The 23599-nt window shown below is 35.6% G+C and carries 21 protein-coding genes, 1 tRNA gene and 1 other RNA gene; 5 read left to right on the forward strand and 18 right to left on the reverse strand.

The window, feature by feature from the left end; genetic code table 11:
- Positions 1 to 176: 176 nt before the first annotated feature.
- From GYW75_RS11980 to proQ, 12 genes are all read right to left on the reverse strand, one after another.
- Positions 177 to 1943, reverse strand: coding sequence for a DEAD/DEAH family ATP-dependent RNA helicase (locus GYW75_RS11980; RefSeq protein WP_174799485.1), 1767 nt, complete (start codon positions 1941 to 1943; stop codon positions 177 to 179).
- A 346-nt stretch (positions 1944 to 2289) separates the two neighbouring features.
- Positions 2290 to 3150, reverse strand: coding sequence for a lipoprotein NlpI (gene nlpI / locus GYW75_RS11985; RefSeq protein WP_065589550.1), 861 nt, complete (start codon positions 3148 to 3150; stop codon positions 2290 to 2292).
- A gap of 25 nt (positions 3151 to 3175) precedes the next feature.
- A complete protein-coding gene (gene pnp, locus GYW75_RS11990) occupies positions 3176 to 5290 on the reverse strand; it encodes a polyribonucleotide nucleotidyltransferase (RefSeq protein WP_174799486.1) in 2115 nt (704 codons plus the stop codon).
- Positions 5291 to 5597: 307 nt separating this feature from the next.
- Positions 5598 to 5867, reverse strand: a complete 270-nt coding sequence (gene rpsO / locus GYW75_RS11995) for a 30S ribosomal protein S15 (RefSeq protein WP_085164450.1) — start codon at positions 5865 to 5867, stop codon at positions 5598 to 5600.
- A gap of 149 nt (positions 5868 to 6016) precedes the next feature.
- On the reverse strand, positions 6017 to 6940 hold the full coding sequence (locus GYW75_RS12000) for a LysR family transcriptional regulator (protein ID WP_085164482.1): 924 nt from the start codon (positions 6938 to 6940) through the stop codon (positions 6017 to 6019).
- A gap of 242 nt (positions 6941 to 7182) precedes the next feature.
- Entirely contained in the window at positions 7183 to 7935 is a 753-nt protein-coding gene (locus GYW75_RS12005; protein WP_085164448.1) for a TSUP family transporter, read from the reverse strand.
- Positions 7932 to 9005 (reverse strand): chorismate synthase, encoded by a 1074-nt coding sequence (aroC, locus tag GYW75_RS12010; RefSeq protein WP_065589546.1) that lies wholly within the window; start codon positions 9003 to 9005, stop codon positions 7932 to 7934. Before aroC ends, GYW75_RS12005 begins: the two co-directional genes overlap by 4 nt.
- A 30-nt stretch (positions 9006 to 9035) precedes the next feature.
- Positions 9036 to 9929: a 50S ribosomal protein L3 N(5)-glutamine methyltransferase gene (gene prmB, locus GYW75_RS12015; protein ID WP_174799487.1), complete on the reverse strand. Its 894-nt coding sequence runs from the start codon at positions 9927 to 9929 to the stop codon at positions 9036 to 9038.
- 141 nt (positions 9930 to 10070) lie between these two features.
- Positions 10071 to 10158 (reverse strand) — tRNA-Ser (locus GYW75_RS12020).
- 68 nt (positions 10159 to 10226) lie between these two features.
- On the reverse strand, positions 10227 to 10316 hold the full coding sequence (gene cydH, locus GYW75_RS12025) for a cytochrome bd-I oxidase subunit CydH (RefSeq protein ID WP_141672672.1): 90 nt from the start codon (positions 10314 to 10316) through the stop codon (positions 10227 to 10229).
- A 14-nt stretch (positions 10317 to 10330) separates the two neighbouring features.
- Positions 10331 to 12415, reverse strand: a complete 2085-nt coding sequence (gene prc, locus GYW75_RS12030; RefSeq protein WP_174799488.1) for a carboxy terminal-processing peptidase — start codon at positions 12413 to 12415, stop codon at positions 10331 to 10333.
- 9 nt (positions 12416 to 12424) lie between these two features.
- Complete coding sequence (gene proQ / locus GYW75_RS12035; protein WP_065589543.1) at positions 12425 to 12973, reverse strand: RNA chaperone ProQ; 549 nt, start codon at positions 12971 to 12973, stop codon at positions 12425 to 12427.
- Between the two features lie 479 nt (positions 12974 to 13452).
- Between proQ and bamE the strand changes: the two genes are divergently transcribed.
- Together bamE and rnpB are read left to right on the forward strand one after the other, a co-directional pair.
- On the forward strand, positions 13453 to 13815 hold the full coding sequence (gene bamE / locus GYW75_RS12040) for an outer membrane protein assembly factor BamE domain-containing protein (RefSeq protein ID WP_174799489.1): 363 nt from the start codon (positions 13453 to 13455) through the stop codon (positions 13813 to 13815).
- A 162-nt stretch (positions 13816 to 13977) separates the two neighbouring features.
- Positions 13978 to 14360, forward strand: an RNA gene (gene rnpB / locus GYW75_RS12045) — RNase P RNA component class A.
- 1 nt (position 14361) lies between these two features.
- Here rnpB and GYW75_RS12050 read toward each other — a convergent pair.
- The 6 genes from GYW75_RS12050 to GYW75_RS12075 all read right to left on the reverse strand — a co-directional run bounded on the left by GYW75_RS12050 (position 14362) and on the right by GYW75_RS12075 (position 20674).
- Positions 14362 to 15057, reverse strand: coding sequence for a DedA family protein (locus GYW75_RS12050; protein ID WP_174799490.1), 696 nt, complete (start codon positions 15055 to 15057; stop codon positions 14362 to 14364).
- Between the two features lie 30 nt (positions 15058 to 15087).
- Complete coding sequence (gene tldD, locus GYW75_RS12055) at positions 15088 to 16545, reverse strand: metalloprotease TldD (RefSeq protein WP_174799491.1); 1458 nt, start codon at positions 16543 to 16545, stop codon at positions 15088 to 15090.
- Positions 16546 to 16683: 138 nt separating this feature from the next.
- The gene (gene rng, locus GYW75_RS12060) at positions 16684 to 18159 is read right to left on the reverse strand and encodes a ribonuclease G (protein ID WP_034909694.1); all 1476 of its coding nucleotides are present in this window, start codon (positions 18157 to 18159) and stop codon (positions 16684 to 16686) included.
- Between the two features lie 10 nt (positions 18160 to 18169).
- A complete protein-coding gene (gene mreD, locus GYW75_RS12065; protein WP_034909696.1) occupies positions 18170 to 18655 on the reverse strand; it encodes a rod shape-determining protein MreD in 486 nt (161 codons plus the stop codon).
- A complete protein-coding gene (gene mreC / locus GYW75_RS12070; protein WP_174799492.1) occupies positions 18642 to 19484 on the reverse strand; it encodes a rod shape-determining protein MreC in 843 nt (280 codons plus the stop codon). Before mreC ends, mreD begins: the two co-directional genes overlap by 14 nt.
- Positions 19485 to 19627: 143 nt before the next feature.
- Complete coding sequence (locus tag GYW75_RS12075) at positions 19628 to 20674, reverse strand: rod shape-determining protein (RefSeq protein ID WP_034909698.1); 1047 nt, start codon at positions 20672 to 20674, stop codon at positions 19628 to 19630.
- 368 nt (positions 20675 to 21042) lie between these two features.
- Between GYW75_RS12075 and accB the strand changes: the two genes are divergently transcribed.
- The 3 genes from accB (at position 21043) to GYW75_RS12090 (ending at position 23588) form a co-directional block, all read left to right on the forward strand.
- Positions 21043 to 21498 (forward strand): acetyl-CoA carboxylase biotin carboxyl carrier protein, encoded by a 456-nt coding sequence (gene accB / locus GYW75_RS12080; protein WP_034909700.1) that lies wholly within the window; start codon positions 21043 to 21045, stop codon positions 21496 to 21498.
- Positions 21499 to 21537: 39 nt separating this feature from the next.
- Positions 21538 to 22884, forward strand: a complete 1347-nt coding sequence (gene accC / locus GYW75_RS12085) for an acetyl-CoA carboxylase biotin carboxylase subunit (RefSeq protein WP_174799493.1) — start codon at positions 21538 to 21540, stop codon at positions 22882 to 22884.
- A 65-nt stretch (positions 22885 to 22949) separates the two neighbouring features.
- On the forward strand, positions 22950 to 23588 hold the full coding sequence (locus GYW75_RS12090; RefSeq protein ID WP_085164431.1) for a bifunctional 4-hydroxy-2-oxoglutarate aldolase/2-dehydro-3-deoxy-phosphogluconate aldolase: 639 nt from the start codon (positions 22950 to 22952) through the stop codon (positions 23586 to 23588).
- The last annotated feature ends 11 nt before the right edge of the window (positions 23589 to 23599 follow it).

Consider the following 23599-nt stretch of genomic DNA (forward strand, 5'->3'; position numbering starts at 1 on the left):
CTCTAATTAACTGTTAATATTTTTAATAGTATACTCTCAATCATAACTTAGGGTAAAGCGCTAACTCTGTTTTGTTATCTAGCTGAATATGATGCAGTATGTGGCTACTAAACTATGTTGTTAGTTGAGATAAAAAGAATTAAAGATACCTCTGCCAAATGACAGAGGTCAATACATTAGAATTTAGGTGCTGTTGGGCGACCACGCTTTTTTGCAAACGGTTTATCAGATGTATCTGATTTACTGTTTTTACGAGCTCGTTTAGTATCAGACGCTACTCCACTGATTAAGCTCATTTTCATTGGTTGATTAAGTACTCTTACTTTTTCAAAATGTTTTAGTATGTCTTTTGGCATACCTTTTGGTAATTCAACTGTCGAATAAGTATCATAAAGCTTGATATTACCAATGTAACGACTGCTAATATCAGCTTCGTTAGCAATTGCCCCCACAATATGACGAACTTCAATACCGTTCTCTTTACCAACTTCAATACGATACATATCCATATCACCAACATCGCGTCGTTCTCGACGTTTTGGGGATTCACGATTATCACCTCGTAAACGGCGTTCACCGCCACGATTATCCCGATCTCGCATTTCACGCGATGGTTTAAACACTGGGTCTGGTGGTAAAATTAAAGGGCGTTCCCCTTGTGCTAATTTTAATAAAGCGGTTGCAATCGTTTCAAGATCGGCTCCACTATCCGCTTGTATTTTTGCTAATAACTTTTGGTACTCATCTAAATCACTACTCTCAAGTTGTTTCTGGACTTGCGCAGTAAATTTAGCTAAACGACGCTGTTCAAGTAGCTCTTTTGATGGCAACCCAACTTCTGGAATTGGTTTTTTGATAGTTTGCTCGATATTCTTAAGTAAACGACGTTCACGGCTATCAACAAATAAAATAGCACGGCCAGCACGTCCAGCACGACCAGTTCGTCCAATACGGTGAACATAAGATTCAGAATCTAACGTGATATCATAATTTATAACTAAGCTAATACGCTCAACATCTAAACCACGAGCAGCAACATCAGTTGCAATTAATATATCTAAACGACCATTACGTAAACGATCTAATGTTTGTTCACGCAATTGTTGTGTCATATCACCATTTAATGCAGCACAACTATAACCGTGCTTTTCAAGCACTTCCGCCACATCTAAAGTAGCTGATTTTGTTCGAACAAAAATAATAGCCGCATCAAAATCTTCTGCTTCTAGAAAGCGAACGATAGCTTCGTTTTTACGCATACCTCTAACAAGCCAATAACTTTGGTCAATATCAGGGGCAGTTTGATTGGTACCTTTGATCTGAACTTCTTTAGGATTTTGCATAAATCGTTTAGTAATACGACGAATTGGTGCTGGCATTGTTGCCGAAAATAAAGCTGTTTGATGATCATCTGGAATCGTTGTCATAATGCTTTCAACATCATCAATAAAGCCCATTCTTAACATTTCATCTGCTTCATCAAGTACTAATCCCTTAAGATTAGAGAGATCTAAGGTTTTACGATTTAAGTGATCTAGCAAACGTCCTGGTGTACCAACTACAATTTGAGGACCTTGTTTTAAGGCTCGTAATTGAACGTCATAACGCTGTCCACCATATAAAGCGAGTACTTTTACCCCTTTCATATATTTTGAATATTCAGAGCAAGCATCAGCAACTTGTATAGCCAATTCCCGTGTAGGAGCTAATACTAAAAGTTGTGGTGCTTTTAAGTTTGCGTCAATATTCATTAAGAAAGGAATTGAAAATGCAGCGGTTTTGCCACTACCTGTCTGTGCCATACCCAATACATCATTACCCTCTAATAATAGAGGAATACATTCAGATTGGATTGGTGATGGTTTGCTAAAACCAAGATCATTTAATGCGTTAAGAATATCCTCGGATAAACCAAGATCAATAAAAGAAACTTCTTTTGTCATGTAAACTCGCTTATAAATTTTGAATATATAAACTTACTTATTTAGTAAAAATCCTGATAATTATTAACTAATATCATATAAGTTTTATCTTATTTTTTTAAACCAAATAAAGAAAGCAGATATAAATTTATGCCAGCTCACTAAATTGAAAATTTACAACTCACCCCAATAACTAACTGCCTATGTTAACTCAACAAATCGAATCTAAAAAATAAACTAAGGTTGATTGATATTGATATATCTAAGATAAAGCTAACCGCATTATCTAATGTTAAGAACATATTATTTGGCAAATCAGAACTACGCTATAACAATATTTTCACTTTTAAAACTGGCATGACCCTTGTTACTCTTCTTTTTCTTCAAGTAACTTCATTTCATAAAGTGCCTGTTGATGTTCAACATAGTTATAAATATTATTGGCTAAAGCATATTTAAATAACATTTTGGCACGTTCGTTGTCACCTTTACTTTGATAATATTTACCTAAGTAAAAGTAGGCTTCACAAAGGCGTTCGGCTAATTGTCGATTATTCTCTACACCTTGTTGAAGGTTCTGCATTAATTTAGTTTCGCTAATTTTACCTAAATAAAATGCAATAATATTGCCACTATAACTCGTTTTATCATTAATCAGATCATAACGTTTTTGTAGCTCAATTTTGGCGGCTTTATTATCATTTTCCTTTTCAATCAAATAAAGCCATAGAATCCTAATAGGTTCATTCATATCATATTGATAAAACCTTAATGCATCACGCTCTGCGGCTTGATAATGGCCTGTACGATACAACGTAATAGCACGATTTAAATACGCATAAGTATAAGCGGGATCAAGCTCTAATGTAGTATTAAACGACATTAAAGCTGTATCAAAATCGCCATCTCTTAATGCATAGGTTCCTAGAAAGTTGTAAATGTCAGGAACTTCAGGATTTAAGCTCAACAAATAGGAAAAATCGCTTTGAGCAAAGGCTTTAAAACCCAATGAATCATAGGCAATACCTCGCTCAAATATGAGTTGCATTCGCGTTCCAGTATCAAGGCCTTTTTGAGACAGCTGTTGGCTGAGCTGAGCAATTTTTAACTCATCATCATATGAAACTTGCTCAGGAACAGCTAACAAAGGTTGAGAATTAGAACAACCTGACAAAAGAATAACAGCTAGCAAAATGCAGCATACAGTTCTCAGGTTGAATAATCCCATTTTTATCCCCTAATGAATAATAATTTTATTCTGCTGTTGAAACAACGTCTGCTGTCGGTTCGACAGCATCTTTCATACTCAAACGGATTCTGCCTTGGCGGTCAATTTCTAGCACTTTAACATTCACTTCTTGACCAACTTTTAGATAATCAGCCACTTTTTCTACTCGATGATCGGCAATTTGAGATACATGAACAAGTCCCTCTTTACCACCAATAACCGATACAAAAGCACCAAAATCAACGATTCTTGTTACTTTACCTGTATAAATTTTACCAATTTCGACATCAGCAACTAAGTTAGTAATACGTGCCATGGCATCTTTGGCTTTATTACCATCTGAAGCGGCAATCTTAACGGTACCATCATCAGTGATTTCAATAGTTGTTCCTGTTTCTTCAGTTAAAGCCCGAATTGTTGCGCCACCTTTACCGATAATATCGCGAATTTTGTCAGGATTTACATTCATTGTATAAATACGTGGTGCAAACTCTGAAATTTCTTGGCGAGGCTTATTAATTGCTTGTTCCATTACACCTAAAATGTGTAAACGAGCACCTTTAGCTTGATTAAGTGCTACTTGCATAATTTCTTTGGTAATACCTTCAATTTTGATATCCATTTGCAATGCACTTACACCTTCGCGTGTACCTGCTACTTTAAAGTCCATATCACCAAGGTGGTCTTCGTCACCAAGAATATCTGATAATACGACAAACTGATCACCTTCTTTTACTAATCCCATTGCAATACCAGCAACAGATGATTTGATTGGTACCCCTGCATCCATAAGAGCAAGTGAAGCACCACAAACAGAAGCCATTGAAGATGAACCATTTGACTCAGTAATTTCAGACACTACTCGAACAGTATATGGAAATTCTTCACGGCTTGGCATTACAGCCGCAACACCTCGTTTAGCTAGGCGACCATGACCAATTTCTCGGCGTTTTGGTGAGCCAACCATGCCTGTTTCGCCAACAGAGTATGGAGGAAAATTGTAATGAAGTAAGAACCGTTCGGTATATTCACCAGTTAACTCATCAATGATTTGTGCGTCACGCTCTGTACCTAATGTTGCAGTAACTAGTGCCTGAGTTTCACCACGTGTAAACAGTGCACTACCATGAGTTCTTGGTAAGACATTAGTACGGATATCAAGTGCACGAATCATATCTTTTTCACGACCATCAATACGCGGTTCACCAGCAATAACACGCTTACGAACAATTTGACTTTCCAACTCAACAATAATATTAATCACTTCGTTTTCATCAAGCTCGTCATTTTGTTCTTTTAGTACAGCTAAAACTTCTTCTTTAATTAAATCGATTTGTGCATAACGTGCTTGTTTTTCAGTAATACGATAAGCTTCGCCCAAACGATCTTTAGCTAGTTCAACAATGGCGTTATATAGCTCTTCATTTTTAGCCGGTGCTACCCAATCCCATTTTTCACAATTGGCTTTTTCTACAAATTCGTTAATATTATCAATAACAACTTGTTGTTGTTCATGACCAAATACTACCGCTGCTAACATTTGATCTTCAGTGAGTAAGTCAGCTTCAGATTCAACCATTAATACTGCACTTTTTGTGCCCGCAACAACTAAATCTAGACGACTGGCTGCAAGCTCTTTTACTGATGGATTTAATACAAATTCATCATTAATAAAGCCAACACGTGCAGCACCAATAGGGCCGTGGAATGGAACACCAGATAAGCAAAGTGCAGCAGAAGCACCAATCATTGCAACTAGGTCAGGGCTCACCTCGGGATTAACAGAAACAACGGTTGCAATAATTTGGATTTCATTAACAAATCCTTCAGGAAATAATGGACGAAGCGGGCGGTCGATTAAACGTGCAATTAGAGTTTCACCTTCACTTGGACGACCTTCACGTTTAAAAAATCCACCAGGAATACGCCCTGCAGCATAGGTACGTTCTTGGTAATTAACTGTTAATGGGAAGAAGTCTTGACCTTCTTTTACTTTTTTATTTGCAACAACCGTGACAAATACAGCAGTATCATCCATATTAACCATAACAGCTGCGGTTGCTTGACGAGCCATAATACCAGTTTCTAAAGTCACGGTATGACGACCATATTGAAATTTTTGACATGTCGGATTAAACAAAATAGTGTCCTCTTGTTATTTGTTATGTTGAAGTTTGATATTTCGACAGGACGCAACATTACGCTACGCTTATTGATACTCTCTTCAACAATGTGGGGGTATATACAACAAAAAGATTATTTCACTGTCACGACTAATGACAAATCTATAAATTATAGAGCTCTCATTAGTCGCGCGAAACATGAGATATAACCTTTACTTTGTTGGCTTACATAAAATAATAATTTTTAACGCTCAATATTATATCAGAGCACCGATTTTTCACAACGAAAAAGAGGCCTAAGCCTCTTTTCAAGTAGATTGTCAATTAGCGACGTAAACCTAATTTTTTAATCAATTGGTTATAACGTTCAATATCTTTACGACGTAAATAATCTAATAATTTACGACGGCTAGACACCATACGTAATAGACCACGACGGCTATGGTGATCTTTTTTATGCTCAGAAAAATGACCTTGTAAATCATTAATACGTGCAGTTAAAAGAGCAACTTGAACCTCTGTTGAACCAGTGTCATTAGTGCCACGACCATATTCGGCAACGATTTTCGCTTTAGTTTCTACAGTTAGAGACATAATAAACCTCTTAAAATAAACATAAAAAATGGAATGACCGATCTCTAATTCAGACATTCCTCGGTATCCATATAGTGAATATATGAGTTACGTAATTATACTGAAATTTATAAAAATAGCAATTTGATTTATTTAGTTAGCAGCAGTATTTACTTAAGCTCGAAACCATACTCTTCTTGAATTAGTTTTTTTAGCGCCTCAATATAATTTTGAGCTGATAAGCTTAGTTGAGCCTTTTGTGATGTGATCCAGCCAATTAGGATTTTTTCTTCTACATCTAACGGTATTGATAAAATATCAGATCCGTTTAAGTCAGCACTTAAAACCCCTGTGCTAATGGTATAACCATTGAGTCCATGCAATAAGTTAAATAAGGTTGCTCTATCACTGACGTGTATACTCTTTTTATGATAAACCGTACTTAAAATTTCTTCGGAAAAATAAAATGAGTTATATTCGCCCTGCTCAAAAGAGAGATAAGGGTAATCCTCTAAATCATCTAAAGTTAATAACTTCATGGATGATAATGGATGATGAGTACTAATAAATACATGAGGATTAGCTTCAAAAAGTGGATTAAAGGTTAATCTATGTTCTTTCAGTAACCGTAAAATCACTTTTTGATTAAAATCATTCAAATACAAAATACCAACTTCACTACGTAAATTAGCTACATCGGTGATAATATCATATGTTTTTGTTTCCCTAAGCGTAAACTCATACTCATCTGTTTGATTTTTTTTAATTAAGTTAACAAAGGCATTAACCGCAAAAGCATAATGCTGAGTAGATATGCTGCATAACTGCTTAGAGGGTTCTTTTTTGGAGTAGTGCTGTTCCAATAGTTCAGCTTGATCTAAAACTTGTTTGGCATAACCTAAAAACTCAACACCATCAGGTGAAAGTGAAACTCCTTTAGAACTGCGAACAAAAATCTCAATACCAAATTCAGCTTCTAGATCTTTCACCGCTGTTGATAAGCTTGGCTGAGTAATATATAAATTCTTAGCGGCTTCATTTATTGAGCCAGAACGTGCTATTTCTATAATATAGCGTAATTGTTGAAGTTTCATAATATTGGGACGTGTTAACACAAACTATCTTATATAACACAAATATATACTAAATAATATTTAAGTGAAATAAATACTTGTTGCTATTTTATACTCAAACATATAGTTACCTGAAAGTTTTTGACAAAAATTTTAATATAAATGAATTATGAAAGGTAAAAATGAGAAGCAGTAAAATTGATAATAAAATTACTTTAGATATTTTAGGTAGAGAAAATGTAAATTACTTAACTTATAAGTAATTAAAAAAAGTTTTCGTAAATTAATTTTATACTCATAAGGGTCGAAACTGTAATTAACATTGGTCGAATTAATTTACGACCTTTGGCGATGACCATTTTAGCACCAAGCCTCGCTCCTATAAATTGACCAACTAACATAACCAATCCAATTGACCAGATTACTTCTCCCCCTATAATAAAAAACAGCAAGCCGGCCAAATTTGAGGTGAAGTTTAGTACTTTGGTATGTGCAGTCGCTTTGGTTAAATTAAAACCAGCTAACGTGATATAAGCTAACGCATAAAATGAACCAGCACCAGGGCCAAAAAATCCATCATAAAAACCTATACCAAAGGCAGGAATTAATGCGAATTGAATAAGTGAAAGGCGACTGTTACGGTCGTTTTCTCCAATAGTTGGAGAAAGTAGAAAATAGAGCCCAACGCTAATAGTTAAAATTGGTAATAATAATTTTAAAAAATCAGCTTGGATACGCATCACAGATAATGTTCCAATTGCTGAACCAACAAAAGCAAAAACGATTGCCCATTTTTGTTGTTTCAAATCCACCATATGCTGCCGGATAAAATATAGGCTAGCAGAAAACGAACCACCGCAACTTTGCAATTTATTGGTTGCCAATGCACTAGCTGGTGGCAGTCCAACAGCAAGTAATGCAGGGACAGTTAATAAACCACCTCCGCCAGCAATAGAATCAATAAAACCGGCCAAAGCAGCAATCAGAAAAAGTAAAATAAGCAGATCATAACTCATAATTTATTTACATCACCACATTGAGCCCGATAACGAAGGTAATGATCCATTAGCACAATAGCAACCATTGCTTCAGCAATTGGTACAGCTCGAATGCCAACACATGGATCATGTCGACCATGTGTAGATACTTCAACGCTTTCACCCAAAATATTAACTGATTTACCTGGAATTTCTATACTAGGCGTGGGTTTAAGTGCTATGCTGGCTGATATGGTTTGTCCTGAACTAATACCACCTAAAATCCCACCGGCATGATTAGATAAAAAGCCTTTAGGTGTTATTTCATCACGATTTTCGCTACCACGTTTATTCACAACAGCAAAACCATCGCCAATTTCTACACCTTTCACGGCATTAATACTCATTAGTGCATGCGCAAGATCAGCATCTAGTTTATCAAATACAGGTTCGCCAAGTCCTACTGGAATATTTTCAGCAACAATGCAAACTTTCGCACCTATTGAGTCACCCTCTTTTTTTAATGACCGAAGCAGCTGTTCAAGTGCATCTAATTTACTCTCATCTGCGCAAAAAAATGGATTGTGTTCAACTTGTTGCCAGTCTTTCAATTCACATTTTACATCACCCATCTGAGCCAAATAACCACGAATAGTAATGCCAAGCTTTTCTTGTAGATATTTTTTTGCAATAGCGCCGGCAGCAACTCTCATAGCCGTTTCACGAGCAGAGGAGCGACCGCCACCGCGATAATCGCGTATGCCATATTTATTTTGATAAGTGTAATCTGCATGGCTTGGTCTGAAGATATCTTTAATTTTACTATAATCTTGAGAACGTTGATCGGTATTTTCAATAAGTAAACCAATACTCGTTCCAGTTGTAACACCTTCAAATACGCCTGACAAAATTTTGACTTGATCTGCTTCTCGGCGTTGAGTTGTATAACGAGATGAGCCAGGTCTACGACGATCAAGATCATTTTGCATGTCTGATTCTGTTAACGCAAGTCCAGGAGGAACACCATCGACAACACACCCTAATGCCACACCGTGCGATTCACCGAATGTGGTTACTTTGAATAATTTTCCGATTGAGTTTCCAGCCATAATAAATTTATTCCAATGATTAATAACAGTTTATTTAAAACAGTAATGATATTGAATCAGTTCTTCACGTGTGATAGAAAATACACCCAACCCACCACGTTCAAATTCTATCCAATTAAAAGGGACATCGGGATATTGTTGTTGTAAGCTAACCCAACTATTGCCGACTTCACAAACTAATACACCTGCTGGTGTTAAATAATTTATCGCATCTCGTAAAATTTTTTTTACCAGATCTAAACCATCAAAGCCCGCTTCTAATGCTAATTTAGGTTCATATAAAAACTCATCTGGCAAATCACTCATATCTTCACTATCAACATAAGGCGGATTAGTGACAATCAGATCGTATTGTTTTTCAGGCACATCATCAAATAGATCTGACAAAATAGGAGTAACTTGAAAATCCATTTCGTGCATCTCAATATTTGTTTGGGCGATATCTAATGCTTCTAATGAAATATCAGTTATATCAACTTGAGCATCAGCAAACTCATAAGCGCAAGCAATCCCTATACAGCCACTACCAGTACATAGATCTAGAATATTTTTAGGTTCAGTTAATATTATTTGCTCAAAATGGTTATCAATTAGTTCACCAATAGGAGAACGAGGAATTAATACACGCTCATCCACATAAAAAGCATGTCCACAAAACCAAGCTTGGTTAGTTAAATAAGGGGTTGGTACACGATCTTTTATTCGCTTTTGAATAATGTCAATAATTTGATTTTTTTCATCATTAGTTAGATTAGCGGAATAAAATTCTTCAGGAATAAACAACGATAATCCTAACGTTGTTAAAATTAATTGTTTAGACTCATCAATAGGATTATCTGTACCATGACCTAAAAAGACATCTGATAGACTAAGTTGTGATGCTGTCCAACGTATAAAGTCTTGAACTGTGCGTAAGTTTTCCATAATAACTCCAAATGATTTAGGAGAGGAAGGTATTGTTTGTCATTTTAAATAACAACTATAAACTACGAACTATTAAAATAATCTAGATAGCTAGTTTTATAGCGTTATGAACTAATGATTCCATCTTTTAATGACTCAATATGGCGGTGAGGAAGGGATTCGAACCCTTGATACGTTGCCGTATACACACTTTCCAGGCGTGCTCCTTCAACCACTCGGACACCTCACCTCATTAGAACCCGCTTTTCAAAAGCAGGTTGCATACTATAATGATCACCAACTAATTAATCAAGCTTTTTAATTCATACAAACAATAAAACCAAATGTTGCCAAAACAGCTAACACAGCAATAGTTGTGATTAAAGCATATTTTAAATTTGAATCCATTATGTTATCTCCAATTATTTATTAGCTTTCTCGATTGGTAAATCAAACGTAATAACCTCTTTAATAGAGTTATTGCCTTTGATTTTGGGATACTTAGGTGCAAAATCAAGAAGTATCTCGATAGATTCATCTAAGTAAGGATCAGGTTTTTTATAATTTTTTGGTAAATCATCTAATTTAGTAATTGATGGTAAACCTACCTTATTTAAACGTGCATTAGTTCTTTTTAAATCACGTTCCTCATTATTTTTTTGTTCTACTTCTCGTTTTTTCTTATTAAGTGAAACAATATATTGACGATCTTTTTTATCATTAAATCGTTTGATATCTTCATCAATATACATAAATTCAGGATTATGTGAAATTCTGGCTAAATGTTGTGATTCTAAATCAGGCAACAATGGCTTAATATTGGCAAGAGTCAAATAATCAGCTGATGGTATTTTATCCCACGGTAGTGCGTTATCTAAAAAACGTTCTCCCGTTTCATCAACATACTTAACTTTATTCATTTCAATATCTGGCTCAACGCCTTTTAATTGTGTGCTACCGCCATTGATACGATAAAACTTCTGAATAGTATATTGAGCCCCTCCAAGTTCAGGCCAACTTGGATGTAGTCTTGCATCAACTGGATAAGAGATGTTACGAGAAGTTTGGACGGTTCCCTTACCATAAGTGGTTTCACCAACTATTAATGCTCGCCCATAATCTTGCATAGCCGCAGAAAATATTTCTGATGCTGATGCACTATAACGATTAATCATAACAACAAGTGGCCCGGTGTATTCGATACCTTTATTCTTATCATTGTAAGTGATGACTTTTTGTAAATTATCACGTACTTGAACAACTGGTCCAGTATCAATGAATAAGCCAGTTAAATTGATAACTTCGGTTAACGAACCACCGCCATTATCACGTAAATCAATAACTAAACCTTGCAAATTTTCTTTATTTGCTTTTGATAAGAGTCCTTCAACTTTTTCCGTTAATCCCATATAGAAACTTGGTATTTCAATAACGCCAACTTTACCACGTGGATTATCGATAATATTTAATTTCGCTTCTCTATCTTCAAAATGAATCTTATCACGAGTGAGCTCAATTACTTTTGCCTTACTATTATTACCAGCAGGTAAAATTTCCAATCTTACAACAGTACCTTTAGGTCCACGAATTTTATCGACAATATCATCCAAGCGCCACCCAATAACATCTTCAATCGCTGAATTACTTTGACCTACTCCAATAATCCTATCCCCGATGGTAAGTAACTTACTCTTTTCAGCAGGTCCGCCTGTTACAAAAGACATAATCACCGTATAGTCATCTTGCTGGCTTAATGTTGCACCGATACCTTCAAATGATAAACTCATTTCGGAATCAAAATCTCGTTTTTTACGTGGTGCCAAATAACTAGTGTGAGGATCAATTTCTCTGGCAAATGCATTCATAAATACTTGAAAGGCATCTTCATTATTTGATTGCATTATCGTTTTTAAAACGCGATTGTAACGTTTACTTAAAACTTTACGGATCTCTTTTTCATTTTTTCCCGATAAGGATAAACTCAATTCATCATATTTAACACGCTTATCCCAATAAACATTAAGTTCGTTTTCTGATGTCGGCCAAGCAATTTCTTCACGATTAAAATCAATTTCATCATTGGCAGAAAAATCCATAGGCCGTTGTAAAACCTCAAGAGCATATTGATAACGGTCATAACGTTTTTTCAAAAAAAGATTGTAAATATCATAAGCCGTCTTTAAATTACCATCGATTAATTCTTGACCTAAAGACTCTTGTCTATTTCGAAAACCATCAACATCACTTTGAATAAAAATGGATTTACTACCATCCAATAATTTGAAATAGCGATCAAAAATCTGAGCTGAAAAAGCACCATCCAAGGAAAAATTACGATAATGTGATTGAGTAAAAAAATTCGTTACACGCTTAGCAACAACTTGGTGGATATCATCTTGCTTTAGAACTGGTATTTGTTCATTAGCTTGCGGTTTTGCCTGAACATTTTGGCTAAAAATACCCAAAATAAGGCTAAGTGTAATAATACCATTGAGTAATTTATTCATTCAAACTCTCTACTTATTGATAATATGTTCAGGTTTGACCGTTAACTCCATACCTGCACCAACCTTTACCTTAATATGCTCTTTTTCAATATTAATGACTTGTACTTTTATAGGTTTATTACCTACTATAACTTTAACAAAATCACCAATTTTTAAAGCTTTAGCTTTTTTAGGAAGCATCCGAGTAGCTTTACGTTTTTCTTTTTCACGTTCTTTAAAACGCTCTTTAGCTTTTTCTTTGCTCTCTTTCAACTGTTGTAGCGCATGATCTATCTGTTCTTGGCTAATAACCTCAGTAGGATTACCATCTAAATCAACACGATTGGCTCCTTCTTTTATACTATATAAGTAACGCCAACTCATTGTGTATGAGCGCAGTGCGGCACGGAGTTTAGTTTTACTAAGTTCGTCATTACCATCTAAACGAGAAATAATATCTTGAAAAATTCCAATCTTTAATGGCTTTGCCTCACCTTCAAGGGTAAAACAATTTGGGAATTGTTGAGCTAAATAAGCAATAATCTCTTTACTATTTGTTAATTGAAACTGTTTTTCCATTGGTTATTCCATAGCAACTAAATTTTACTAGCGTTAAAGTATATCGCAGCTTATATAATAACACTAACTATCTTTTTCGGTTTATTAATAAATTGTTATAAAATCTTTAATATCTGTATGTATTTGGCATAAAAGCCAAACAGCTTATTCATTAGTTGATAGCTAATTAAATGCTACCACTCAAAATCGATTAAAATAAATACTAAAACAAATTAAACTATCAAATTTTCTCTTGTATTGGGTAGAAAAGAATAACATAGATACTTATGGTTATAAACTAAGATAAATTAAAAAATGGAAATAAAATTTAGTGAATGGTATAGAAAAGAAAATCTGATTACATTAAAAAAGTACAGCACTAACGAATTAAATTTTTTAATTATACCTTCAGTTGCCCTATCTTGAACGTTATAAAACATATGCTATTATCAATTCACATTTCATATCAACTACAAATTAACACAATAGGCAACTATATCATGAAAAATATTAAAAAATTTCTGCTCATCCTTTGTTCTATACTTGCTTTATCAGCATGTACACAAAAAAATCTTGTTGAGCAAGGCACACCGCTTAATAACGCAAAAGTAAGCAAAATTGTTGAAGGGTCATCAACTGAAGCTCAGATTTTGTCCCTATTTGGTGAGCCAACAACAAAAACCGCTATCAATAGCAACGAAACACAGTGGACATATCAATACACTAAAAAGAGCTCAACAAGTCATATGTTAATTGGCGAAACGCAATACAATATTATTGAAGGAAAGCTTGATATTATTATGTCTAAAGGGGTAGTAACATGGTTCAATTATGATGAAAACCAACGACAGAAAAAATGGTAATAAATTATCTTGTTTTATAGCACATCAACAAGATGTGCTAAGAATTTGTTATTTCAATCCTATGGAATTACATTACTTTACTCATGTTTAAATTTCAGTCATCTATTTCCTAAAGAAAAGACATCTCTGGACAATATTGCGCTTTAGGTTATACTCATTAACGAAATTAACCAGACAATCGCTGCTTTGTTGTTTTTATAAAGAAATAAACAAAGGGGAGGAAAGTCCGGGCTCCATAGGGCAGAGTGCCAGGTAACGCCTGGGGGATTTTTGCGAGAGTGAAAATTCACGACAAGTGCAACAGAGAGAAAACCGCCGATGGCTTATTTTATAAGATCAGGTAAGGGTGAAAGGGTGTGGTAAGAGCACACCGCGCAACTGGTAACAGTTGTGGCACGGTAAACTCCACTCGGAGCAAGGTCAAATAGGGATTCATTGGCGTGGCCCGCGTTGAATCCGGGTAGACTGCTTGAGCTAATGCGTGAGTATTAGCCTAGAGGAATGATTGTCCACGACAGAACCCGGCTTATCGGTTAATTTCACTTTCTACTTCTTGTTATCGTTTAATCCAATTTTAGATTGCTTTTTATTGCTTAAAGAGCGCTTAACAGCGAGAAAAATTGAAAAAATTAACCCTAACACCAACAACAAAACAGGTATTAGCATTAATAAAGACATGATCTGCTTTTCATACTCTTTGAAAACTGGTGATAATCCAAATAGGTAACCTAATGTTACAATCAAGAAAATCCATAATGTAGCACTGATTATATTATAAATATGGAATTTTCGACTGTGTAGTCCTGATAATCCAGCCATCATCGGTAATAATGTACGTACAAAAGCAATAAATCTCCCAATAAATAGCGCTTGTAATCCGTACTTATGGAATAATACTTCAGATTTATGATGATATTTTTCAGGTATATGTGCCATCCAACCTTGGACAAGCTTAGTATTACCAAGCCAAAGTCCTTGAGCATAACCTAACCAAGTACCTAAAGCAGCGCCAGCAATTAAAACAAAATTAATTAAACCAAAATGGAATACATTTTGGCTAATTAACACACCAGTTAAGAATAATAGACTGTCTCCAGGTAAAAAAGCCGCTGGTAAAACGCCATTTTCTAAAAGAATAATGACAAACAACATCCCATATAGTGTCCATAGCACATTAGGGTTTGAAAGCGTTGCAATGTCCAAATTAACAAACGCATGATAAAGTGTAATTATTGTTTCCATCTATTTTTAAATCCCATTGATGTATTATTATTAGTGGTTAATGGTACCACCAACGGTTAAATTATCCACTTTTAAAGTGGGTTGCCCAACCCCAACAGGTACGCTCTGCCCTGCTTTACCACAAACACCTACACCAGAATCTAATGCTAAATCATTACCTACCATAGATATTTGCTGCATAGTTTCTATACCTGAACCGATTAATGTGGCACCTTTAACTGGAGTTGTTATTTTTCCCTTTTCAATTAAGTAAGCTTCTGAAGTTGAAAACACAAACTTACCAGAGGTGATATCTACTTGTCCACCAGCAAAATTAGGTGCATAAAGACCATAATCGACGCTACTAATGATATCGTCAAAAGAAGAATTTCCTGCCAACATATAGGTATTGGTCATTCTTGGCATAGGTAAGTATGCATATCCTTCACGACGACCATTACCAGTTGAACATGTATTCATCAATTTTGCGTTAATCTTATCAAACATATAGCCTTTTAAAATACCATTTTCAATAAGCACTGTTTTTTGGCTTGGAGTACCTTCGTCATCAATAGATAGTGAGCCTCGACGGTTTTCAATTGTACCATCATCAACAATAGTGCAAACTTCTGAGGTGACTTGTTCACCAATTTTCCCAGAAAAAACTGAACTATTTTTACGATTGAAATCGCCTTCTAAGCCATGGCCTACAGCCTCATGTAACAAAACGCCAGGCCAACCAGCACCTAAAACAACAGGCATTGTTCCTGCTGGCGCAGCTTTAGCAGAAAGAGAAACGAATGCTTGACGCACGGCTTCTCGGGCATAGCTGTCAGCATAACTTTCTGATGTTTTTGGGTTGATTGTTAAAAAATATTCATACCCAAATCGACCACCGCCACCACTACTTCCTCGCTCACGTCTACCCTCTTTTTCAACCAAAACTGAAACGGATAAACGCACCAAAGGACGAATGTCAGCTTTTAATGTACCATCAGTTGCTGCTATTAAAATATCTTCATAACTTCCAGTCAAACTGGCTGAAACTTCAATAACTCTAGGATCGATTGAGCGTGCTAAGTGGTCAATTTGTTGCAACAATTCAATTTTCTGTTCTTTAGAAAAAGAATTGATCGGGTTGATTGACGAGTATATAGATACTGTTTGAGCAGATTTAAATGGCGTCACTTTGATAGGTGTTTGTATTTTAGTGATTGAATTCGCTGCAAATATGCTTTGTTCTAACCGCGCTAATGAAAGCTGATCAGTATAAGCAAACCCTGTTTTTTCGCCAACAACGGCTCTAACACCAACTCCTTGGTCACGATGAAATGAGGCATTTTTTATAATACCATCTTCAAGTAACCAGTTTTCATAATAACCAGATAGAAAATACAAATCACCAAAATCAATTTCCCTTGAGCTCAACATATCAAGCAAATGCGAAAGATCTTGTTGGTTTAGATTATTTGGGTTGAGTAGTCGTTCACTCACTTGAGTTACTATCATAAATTCCTTAAATTCTAATTGTGAATGAAAGTACTTTGATAATCGATTATAACTAGTTGATCATAACGATTATTTAACTTTCATCATTTTTATACTGAAACGTATAGTTACCTGAAACTTTTTTACAAGATATTGCTTCTACATTAATACAACATCATATTGTTCTTGAATATAAAGTGGTTCAACTTTTACTTCAACACGTTTACCCACAAACACCTCAACTTCAGCTAAAGCATGGGACTCATCATTAGTTAAAGCATTAGCCACAGCAGCCGAGGCATAAACCAAAAAGTATTCTGAATGATGCGCTTTATAAACACGAACTATATCACGTAATATTTCGTTGCAAACTGTTTCTACCGATTTGACCATACCACGACCTTTACATGCTGGACATTCTTCACACAGAATATGCCCTATACTTTCACGTGTTCGCTTGCGAGTCATTTCGACTAATCCTAAACTCGAAAATAAATTAACAGTTGTTCTAGCTCTATCTTTAGATAAAGAATCATGCAGCGATTGTAACACCCGTTCACGATGCAAATCTTCTTGCATATCAATAAAATCAATAATAATAATGCCCCCCAAATTACGCAAACGTAATTGGCGGGCAATTGCTATTGTTGCCTCAATATTAGTATTAAAAATCGTTTCTTCTAAATTTCGATGACCTACAAATGCACCAGTATTGATATCAATAGTAGTCATGGCTTCGGTTTGATCAATAATTAAATACCCACCAGACTTTAATTTCACTTTACGATCTAATGCTCTTTGAATCTCATTTTCGGTATCATAAAGATCGAAAATAGGAATATTACCACGATAAAGAGATAGTTTATTGGTTACTTCAGGCATAAATTCTTTTGTAAATTCAACCAATAAATCATAAGTTAATTTTGAATCTACTAAAATTCGTTCAATTGGATCACCAACAAAATCGCGCAATACTCGTTGGGATAATGCCAATTCCCCATAAACTAGATTCTTACTTACTGGGCGAGCCATGCGTTCTTGAATTTTAGTCCAAAGTCGTTTTAAAAAATTGGCATCTTGTTCTAACTCATGCGCACTTGCACCTTCTGCGGCTGTTCTAACAATAAAACCAGCTTCTGTTGTCACATATTGCTCAACAATATTTTTTAACCTTTCACGTTCTTGTTCACTTTCTATGCGTTGTGATGTGGCAACATGCGCAGAATTTGATCCAGGCATTAATACCAAATAACGTGATGGCAAAGTAATATCGGTTGTAAGCCTAGCTCCTTTAGTTCCCAATGGATCTTTAACCACTTGTACCATTAAGTCCTGTCCTTGGCGAACAAGTTCAGAGATATCTTTTACTTGAAATTGTTCTTGCTCTGTATCTGATACGCACTCAGTATGAGGCATAATATCTGATGCATGCAAAAAGGCAGCTTTATCAAGACCAATATCTACAAAAGCGGCTTGCATGCCAGGCAAAATACGAATGATCTTACCTTTATAAATATTTCCAACAATACCGCGTCTAGACTCACGATCAACATGGATTTCTTGCAATACACCATCTTCGATATAAGCAACTCGAGTTTCAGATGGCGTTACATTCATTAATAATTCAACAGACATAGATTTCCTTTTAATTGATAGCAAAGCTTCGTCTTATTAGTCGTAAAAATAAATAGATACCAATCCATAATAGACTATCTATACAGCTTGATATAAAAATCAATGGCGATATTGTTATAGTATGATAAATACAGACTTGAAATAAAAATACCAGTAAATTATAACATATCGATATCCCAAAGATGATAAACGACTGTTGCCATAACGCTAAATTACGTATCAATTGGAATTTAAAAACAAATAAATAAGCAATAAATGAATAAATAAAGGCATGGATTCCTAAAATAGAACCAGTACATAGATCCATTATAGTTCCAAAAACAAATGCAGTACCAATCCCAACTCGATGAGGAAGCGCTATCAACCAATAAGCAAAAATTAAGATCAGTATATGTGGTTTAAATATACTATATGATGGAGACCACGGAATGATTTGTAAACATAAGCCTATTAATAGCGTTATCCAAATAATTATTATTCGATTACGACCCCTCATGTTTTACTCCTTGATTTCCCCACAATAACAATAAATAACGTAAACGCTTCAAATCCGCTGTTGGTGTTGCTGAAATAATTGGGGTTGAATCTGTAATATCAAGTTTTACTGAACTAACTACGGCTACCGGATATCCTTCAGGAAAACGGCCATCAAGCCCTGAAGTAACTAAAACATCGCCGACTTTTACATCAACGTTATTAGGCATAAATTCTAATGTTAAGTCATTACTACACCCGTTTCCCACAGCAACCATACCAATGTCGTTTCTTAATACTTGTACGGGTATCGCATGTTGATAATCGCACAATAAAATTGCACGACTAGTAGATTGGGCTGTTTCATAAATTTGCCCTACAATCCCTTTTTCATCAACAACAGGTTGCCCAACATAAACACCATCTTGTTTACCTTTATTTACAACAAATTGATAGATATAAGGATCAGTGTCTATAAGCAATACTTGTGCAGCCATCTTTTGTTCATCATGCCTTAAAGGTGAACCTAACAATTCGCGAAGTCTATCATTTTCATGTTTTAAATGCTCAAGTAACAATAGATCGTTTTTTTGTTGTAATAAATCTGCATGCAAATTTGCATTTTCATTTATTAATGTTTCTCGTGTTTTGGACATCTCGTAGAGAGAATCAAACGACGACTTTGGTGCATTTGAAACATAATATAGAGGAGAAATAAGGGTATCTAAATAATAACGAATTTCTTTAAATGGACGATAATTGATATCTAATACAATTAGAACCAAGGCTAACGCCAGAGAAGTAAATAATTGTACACTAAGAGGGGAGCGTTTAGAAAAAAGTAATTTCATTGCCGGCACTTACCTGTTTAAAGCTCAAGATCTAATTATTTCAAAATATGACTCCGCCGACACGATTGTCGGCGGGGAAAATGTGAGATTCATGCTTAGTTATTGTTTTATCAACATAAAAATAATTAACAATAACTTATTAATTACTCTTCACTAAATAGATCACCACCATGCATATCAACCATATCTAGCGCCTTGCCGCCACCTCTGGCAACGCACGTTAATGGATCTTCAGCCACTACTACATGAATACCTGTTTCAGCCGATAATAACTTATCAATATTACGTAATAGAGCACCACCACCGGTTAAAACCATACCATGTTCTGAAATATCAGAAGCAAGCTCAGGAGGGCACTGCTCTAATGCAACTTTTACCGCACTAACAATACCGCTTAATGGCTCTTGTAATGCTTCTAAAATTTCATTAGAGTTTAAGGTAAAGCTACGCGGCACACCTTCAGCAAGATTGCGCCCACGCACTTCAATTTCAAGAACTTCATCGCCAGGATAAGCACTGCCAATAAAATGTTTGATTTTTTCGGCAGTTGCCTCGCCAATTAAAGCACCATAATTGCGACGAACGTAGTTAATAATCGCTTCATCAAATCGGTCACCACCAATACGAGCAGATGCAGAATAAACAACACCATTTAGCGAAATGACAGCCACTTCGGTAGTTCCACCACCAATATCAACAACCATTGAACCAGTAGGCGCAGATACAGGTAAATCAGCACCAATAGCAGCTGCCATTGGTTCTTCAATTAAATACACTTCACGAGCCCCTGCGCCTAAGGCTGACTCTCGGATAGCTCTGCGTTCAACTTGCGTAGCACCTACAGGAACACAAACAAGTACGCGAGGACTTGGTCTTAAAAAACTATGGCTATGAACTTGACGGATAAAGTGCTGTAACATTTTTTCAGTAACAGAAAAATCAGCAATAACGCCATCTTTCATCGGTCTAATGGCTGCTATATTACCTGGTGTTCGCCCTAACATTAGTTTCGCAGCATGCCCAACAGCAGCAACACTTTTTGGAGTACCTGTGCGGTGATCTTGGCGAATCGCTACAACAGAAGGTTCGTTTAATACTATACCTTGCCCTTTTACATAAATAAGTGTATTCGCTGTACCTAAATCGATTGATAAATCATTTGAAAACAAGCCACGAACTTTTTTGAACATAATAAAAACTCTTCCTAGAATTAATCTTGTTTAAGTATATTTCAGTATTAAAAACCACCATGGAATCAAAAAATAAATATTTCAAATTTATCAAGGCTAAATGGAGTATTATTTAATCCTTTCAAACCATAGCAAATCTCAATAGTAATTAACGGTCGATATTGTATCGCAATTATAAAATAATACCTAGAAAATAGTATAACAAGTGATTGTAAAGGAGATATATAATGACAAAATCTGTTTTACAGTGTATTCTTCAGCGTTAATGTTGAGTTACAACTTTATTACCGACTAAAAAACAGCTTTAGTCGATAATAAGGATGCATTTAAATAATTGTTACTTATATCAAATAAACACGGTGTAATTCATGGATATACGCAAAATTAAAAAGTTAATTGAATTAGTTGAAGAGTCAGGTATTTCAGAGCTTGAAATTTCTGAAGGTGAGGAATCAGTTCGAATTAGTCGAGCAGCTCCTACTACAAACTATTCTGCGCCAGTACAAAATATTCAAATTCCTCAACCAGCTCCTGTTGTAGTTGCTCCAACCGTTCAAACAGAAGTTGTAACTGATAATGTGGTAACTGATGGTACAACAATTAAATCCCCAATGGTTGGAACTTTTTATCGTACACCTAGCCCAGAATCAAAAGCTTTTGTTGAAATTGGCCAAACAGTAAATGTTGGCGATGTGCTTTGCATCGTTGAAGCGATGAAAATGATGAACCAAATTGAGTCAGAAAAAGCTGGTACAATAAAAGCCATATTGGTTGAAAATGGTCAACCAGTTGAATTTGATCAGCCACTATTCATTATTGAATAATCTGAATTTATTATTGACAATACGATTAAGAGATTGAATATGCTTGATAAAATTCTTATTGCGAATCGTGGAGAAATAGCTCTACGTATCTTACGAGCATGTAAAGAACTTGGAATAAAAACTGTCGCCGTTCATTCTACGGCAGATAAAGATTTAAAACATGTATTACTTGCAGACGAAACCGTCTGTATTGGCTCAGCAGCTTCGGTAAAAAGTTACCTTAACGTTCCTGCATTAATTTCAGCTGCGGAAGTAACTGGAGCAGCTGCTATTCATCCAGGTTATGGTTTCTTATCTGAAAATGCAGATTTTGCTGAACAAGTTGAGCGATCTGGATTTATTTTTGTTGGTCCTAAACCGGATACTATTCGCCTTATGGGTGATAAAGTATCAGCAATTCACGCCATGAAAAAAGCAGGTGTTCCTTGTGTACCTGGTTCAGATGGCCCTCTAAGTAGTGATATTGAAATTAATAAACAAATTGCCAAGCAAATTGGCTATCCTGTTATTATTAAAGCTTCTGGTGGCGGTGGCGGACGAGGCATGCGTATTGTTCGTGAAGAAAATGATCTTGAACAATCTATCAAAATGACCAAGTTAGAGGCCAAAACTGCTTTCAATAATGATATGGTTTACATGGAAAAATTCCTTGAAAATCCACGTCATATTGAAATTCAGGTACTTTCTGATGGTCAAGGAAATGCTGTGTATTTGGGTGAACGAGACTGCTCAATGCAAAGACGACATCAGAAAGTTGTTGAAGAGGCACCAGCTATTGGTATTACGCCAAAAATGCGCAAATTCATCGGTGAACGTTGCGTTAATGCATGTATCGAGATTGGCTACCGAGGAGCTGGCACATTCGAATTTTTATTTGAAAATGGCGAGTTTTATTTCATTGAAATGAATACCCGTATTCAAGTAGAACATCCTGTTACTGAAATGATAACCGGTGTTGATCTAATTAGGGAACAAATTTTAATTGCAGCCGGCAAACCACTTTCAATTAAACAAAGTGATATTGAAATTAAAGGTCATGCGATTGAATGTAGAATTAATGCTGAAGATCCCAAATCGTTTATGCCATCACCAGGGAAAATCACTCGCTTCCATGCACCAGGTGGCTTTGGCATTCGTTGGGAATCACATATTTATGCTGGTTATAGTGTCCCACCTTACTATGACTCAATGATTGGTAAATTAATTGCTTATGGTGAAACACGTGAGGTTGCTATAGCACGTATGAAAAATGCGTTAGCCGAACTGGTTATTGATGGGATCAAAACCAATATTGATCTTCATATTGATATTATGAACGATAAGGGCTTCCAAAAAGGTGGCACAAATATCCATTATTTAGAAAAGAAATTAGGTATTTATGAATAACAAAATAATCCCTATTTATTAGGGATTATTGCTTTATAGTATCAATAAGGTATGGGTAGAAACAAATGAAAAAATGGAAACGAAGTGCTGAAGAAATTTTAACTATGGGACCAGTGGTTCCGGTTATCGTTATTGAACGAATTGAGGATGCTGTACCACTAGCTAAAGCTCTTATTGCTGGTGGAGTGAAGGTACTAGAAGTAACGTTAAGAACAGCTTGTGCGATTGAAGCAATTAAGAAAATCAGCAAAGAAGTTCCTGAAGCAATTGTAGGAGCAGGAACAGTAACTAGTGTTGAACAACTAAAACAAGTTACTGAAGCTGGTGTAGAGTTTGTTATTACACCAGGAATTACCGATGCTATTTTAGAAGCTGCAGTTGCAGGCCCTATTCCTGTTATTCCTGGTATTGCAACTATTTCTGAATTATTAAAAGCCCAAGAATATGGTTTAACGGCATTAAAATTCTTCCCAGCTGAAATCAATGGCGGAGTTGCTGCATTAAAGGCATTTTCTGGTCCTTGCGGATACATGAAGTTTTGCCCTACAGGCGGTGTGAATCCTAAAAACTACCGTGATTATTTGGCACTTAATAATGTACTATGTGTTGGTGGAACTTGGTTTATTCCAACGGATGCCATAGCAAAAGGTGATTTTACTAAAATCACTGAGATGGCTAAGGAAGCTGTTGCTGGTGCACAGTAGCTAATTATTAT

The organism is Gilliamella sp. ESL0232 (genome assembly GCF_013346885.1).
In the GTDB taxonomy this organism is placed as follows: domain Bacteria; phylum Pseudomonadota; class Gammaproteobacteria; order Enterobacterales; family Orbaceae; genus Gilliamella; species Gilliamella bombi.

What these genes read in the sequence shown, in the direction of transcription:
- GYW75_RS11980 (WP_174799485.1), bottom strand. Translation starts at nt 1,943, where the DNA reads ATGACAAAAGAAGTTTCTTTTATTGATCTTGGTTTATCCGAGGATATT.
- nlpI (WP_065589550.1), bottom strand. Translation starts at nt 3,150, where the DNA reads ATGGGATTATTCAACCTGAGAACTGTATGCTGCATTTTGCTAGCTGTT.
- rpsO (WP_085164450.1), bottom strand. Translation starts at nt 5,867, where the DNA reads ATGTCTCTAACTGTAGAAACTAAAGCGAAAATCGTTGCCGAATATGGT.
- GYW75_RS12000 (WP_085164482.1), bottom strand. Translation starts at nt 6,940, where the DNA reads ATGAAACTTCAACAATTACGCTATATTATAGAAATAGCACGTTCTGGC.
- GYW75_RS12005 (WP_085164448.1), bottom strand. Translation starts at nt 7,935, where the DNA reads ATGAGTTATGATCTGCTTATTTTACTTTTTCTGATTGCTGCTTTGGCC.
- aroC (WP_065589546.1), bottom strand. Translation starts at nt 9,005, where the DNA reads ATGGCTGGAAACTCAATCGGAAAATTATTCAAAGTAACCACATTCGGT.
- prmB (WP_174799487.1), bottom strand. Translation starts at nt 9,929, where the DNA reads ATGGAAAACTTACGCACAGTTCAAGACTTTATACGTTGGACAGCATCA.
- cydH (WP_141672672.1), bottom strand. Translation starts at nt 10,316, where the DNA reads ATGGATTCAAATTTAAAATATGCTTTAATCACAACTATTGCTGTGTTA.
- prc (WP_174799488.1), bottom strand. Translation starts at nt 12,415, where the DNA reads ATGAATAAATTACTCAATGGTATTATTACACTTAGCCTTATTTTGGGT.
- proQ (WP_065589543.1), bottom strand. Translation starts at nt 12,973, where the DNA reads ATGGAAAAACAGTTTCAATTAACAAATAGTAAAGAGATTATTGCTTAT.
- bamE (WP_174799489.1), top strand. Translation starts at nt 13,453, where the DNA reads ATGAAAAATATTAAAAAATTTCTGCTCATCCTTTGTTCTATACTTGCT.
- GYW75_RS12050 (WP_174799490.1), bottom strand. Translation starts at nt 15,057, where the DNA reads ATGGAAACAATAATTACACTTTATCATGCGTTTGTTAATTTGGACATT.
- tldD (WP_174799491.1), bottom strand. Translation starts at nt 16,545, where the DNA reads ATGATAGTAACTCAAGTGAGTGAACGACTACTCAACCCAAATAATCTA.
- rng (WP_034909694.1), bottom strand. Translation starts at nt 18,159, where the DNA reads ATGTCTGTTGAATTATTAATGAATGTAACGCCATCTGAAACTCGAGTT.
- mreD (WP_034909696.1), bottom strand. Translation starts at nt 18,655, where the DNA reads ATGAGGGGTCGTAATCGAATAATAATTATTTGGATAACGCTATTAATA.
- mreC (WP_174799492.1), bottom strand. Translation starts at nt 19,484, where the DNA reads ATGAAATTACTTTTTTCTAAACGCTCCCCTCTTAGTGTACAATTATTT.
- GYW75_RS12075 (WP_034909698.1), bottom strand. Translation starts at nt 20,674, where the DNA reads ATGTTCAAAAAAGTTCGTGGCTTGTTTTCAAATGATTTATCAATCGAT.
- accB (WP_034909700.1), top strand. Translation starts at nt 21,043, where the DNA reads ATGGATATACGCAAAATTAAAAAGTTAATTGAATTAGTTGAAGAGTCA.
- accC (WP_174799493.1), top strand. Translation starts at nt 21,538, where the DNA reads ATGCTTGATAAAATTCTTATTGCGAATCGTGGAGAAATAGCTCTACGT.
- GYW75_RS12090 (WP_085164431.1), top strand. Translation starts at nt 22,950, where the DNA reads ATGAAAAAATGGAAACGAAGTGCTGAAGAAATTTTAACTATGGGACCA.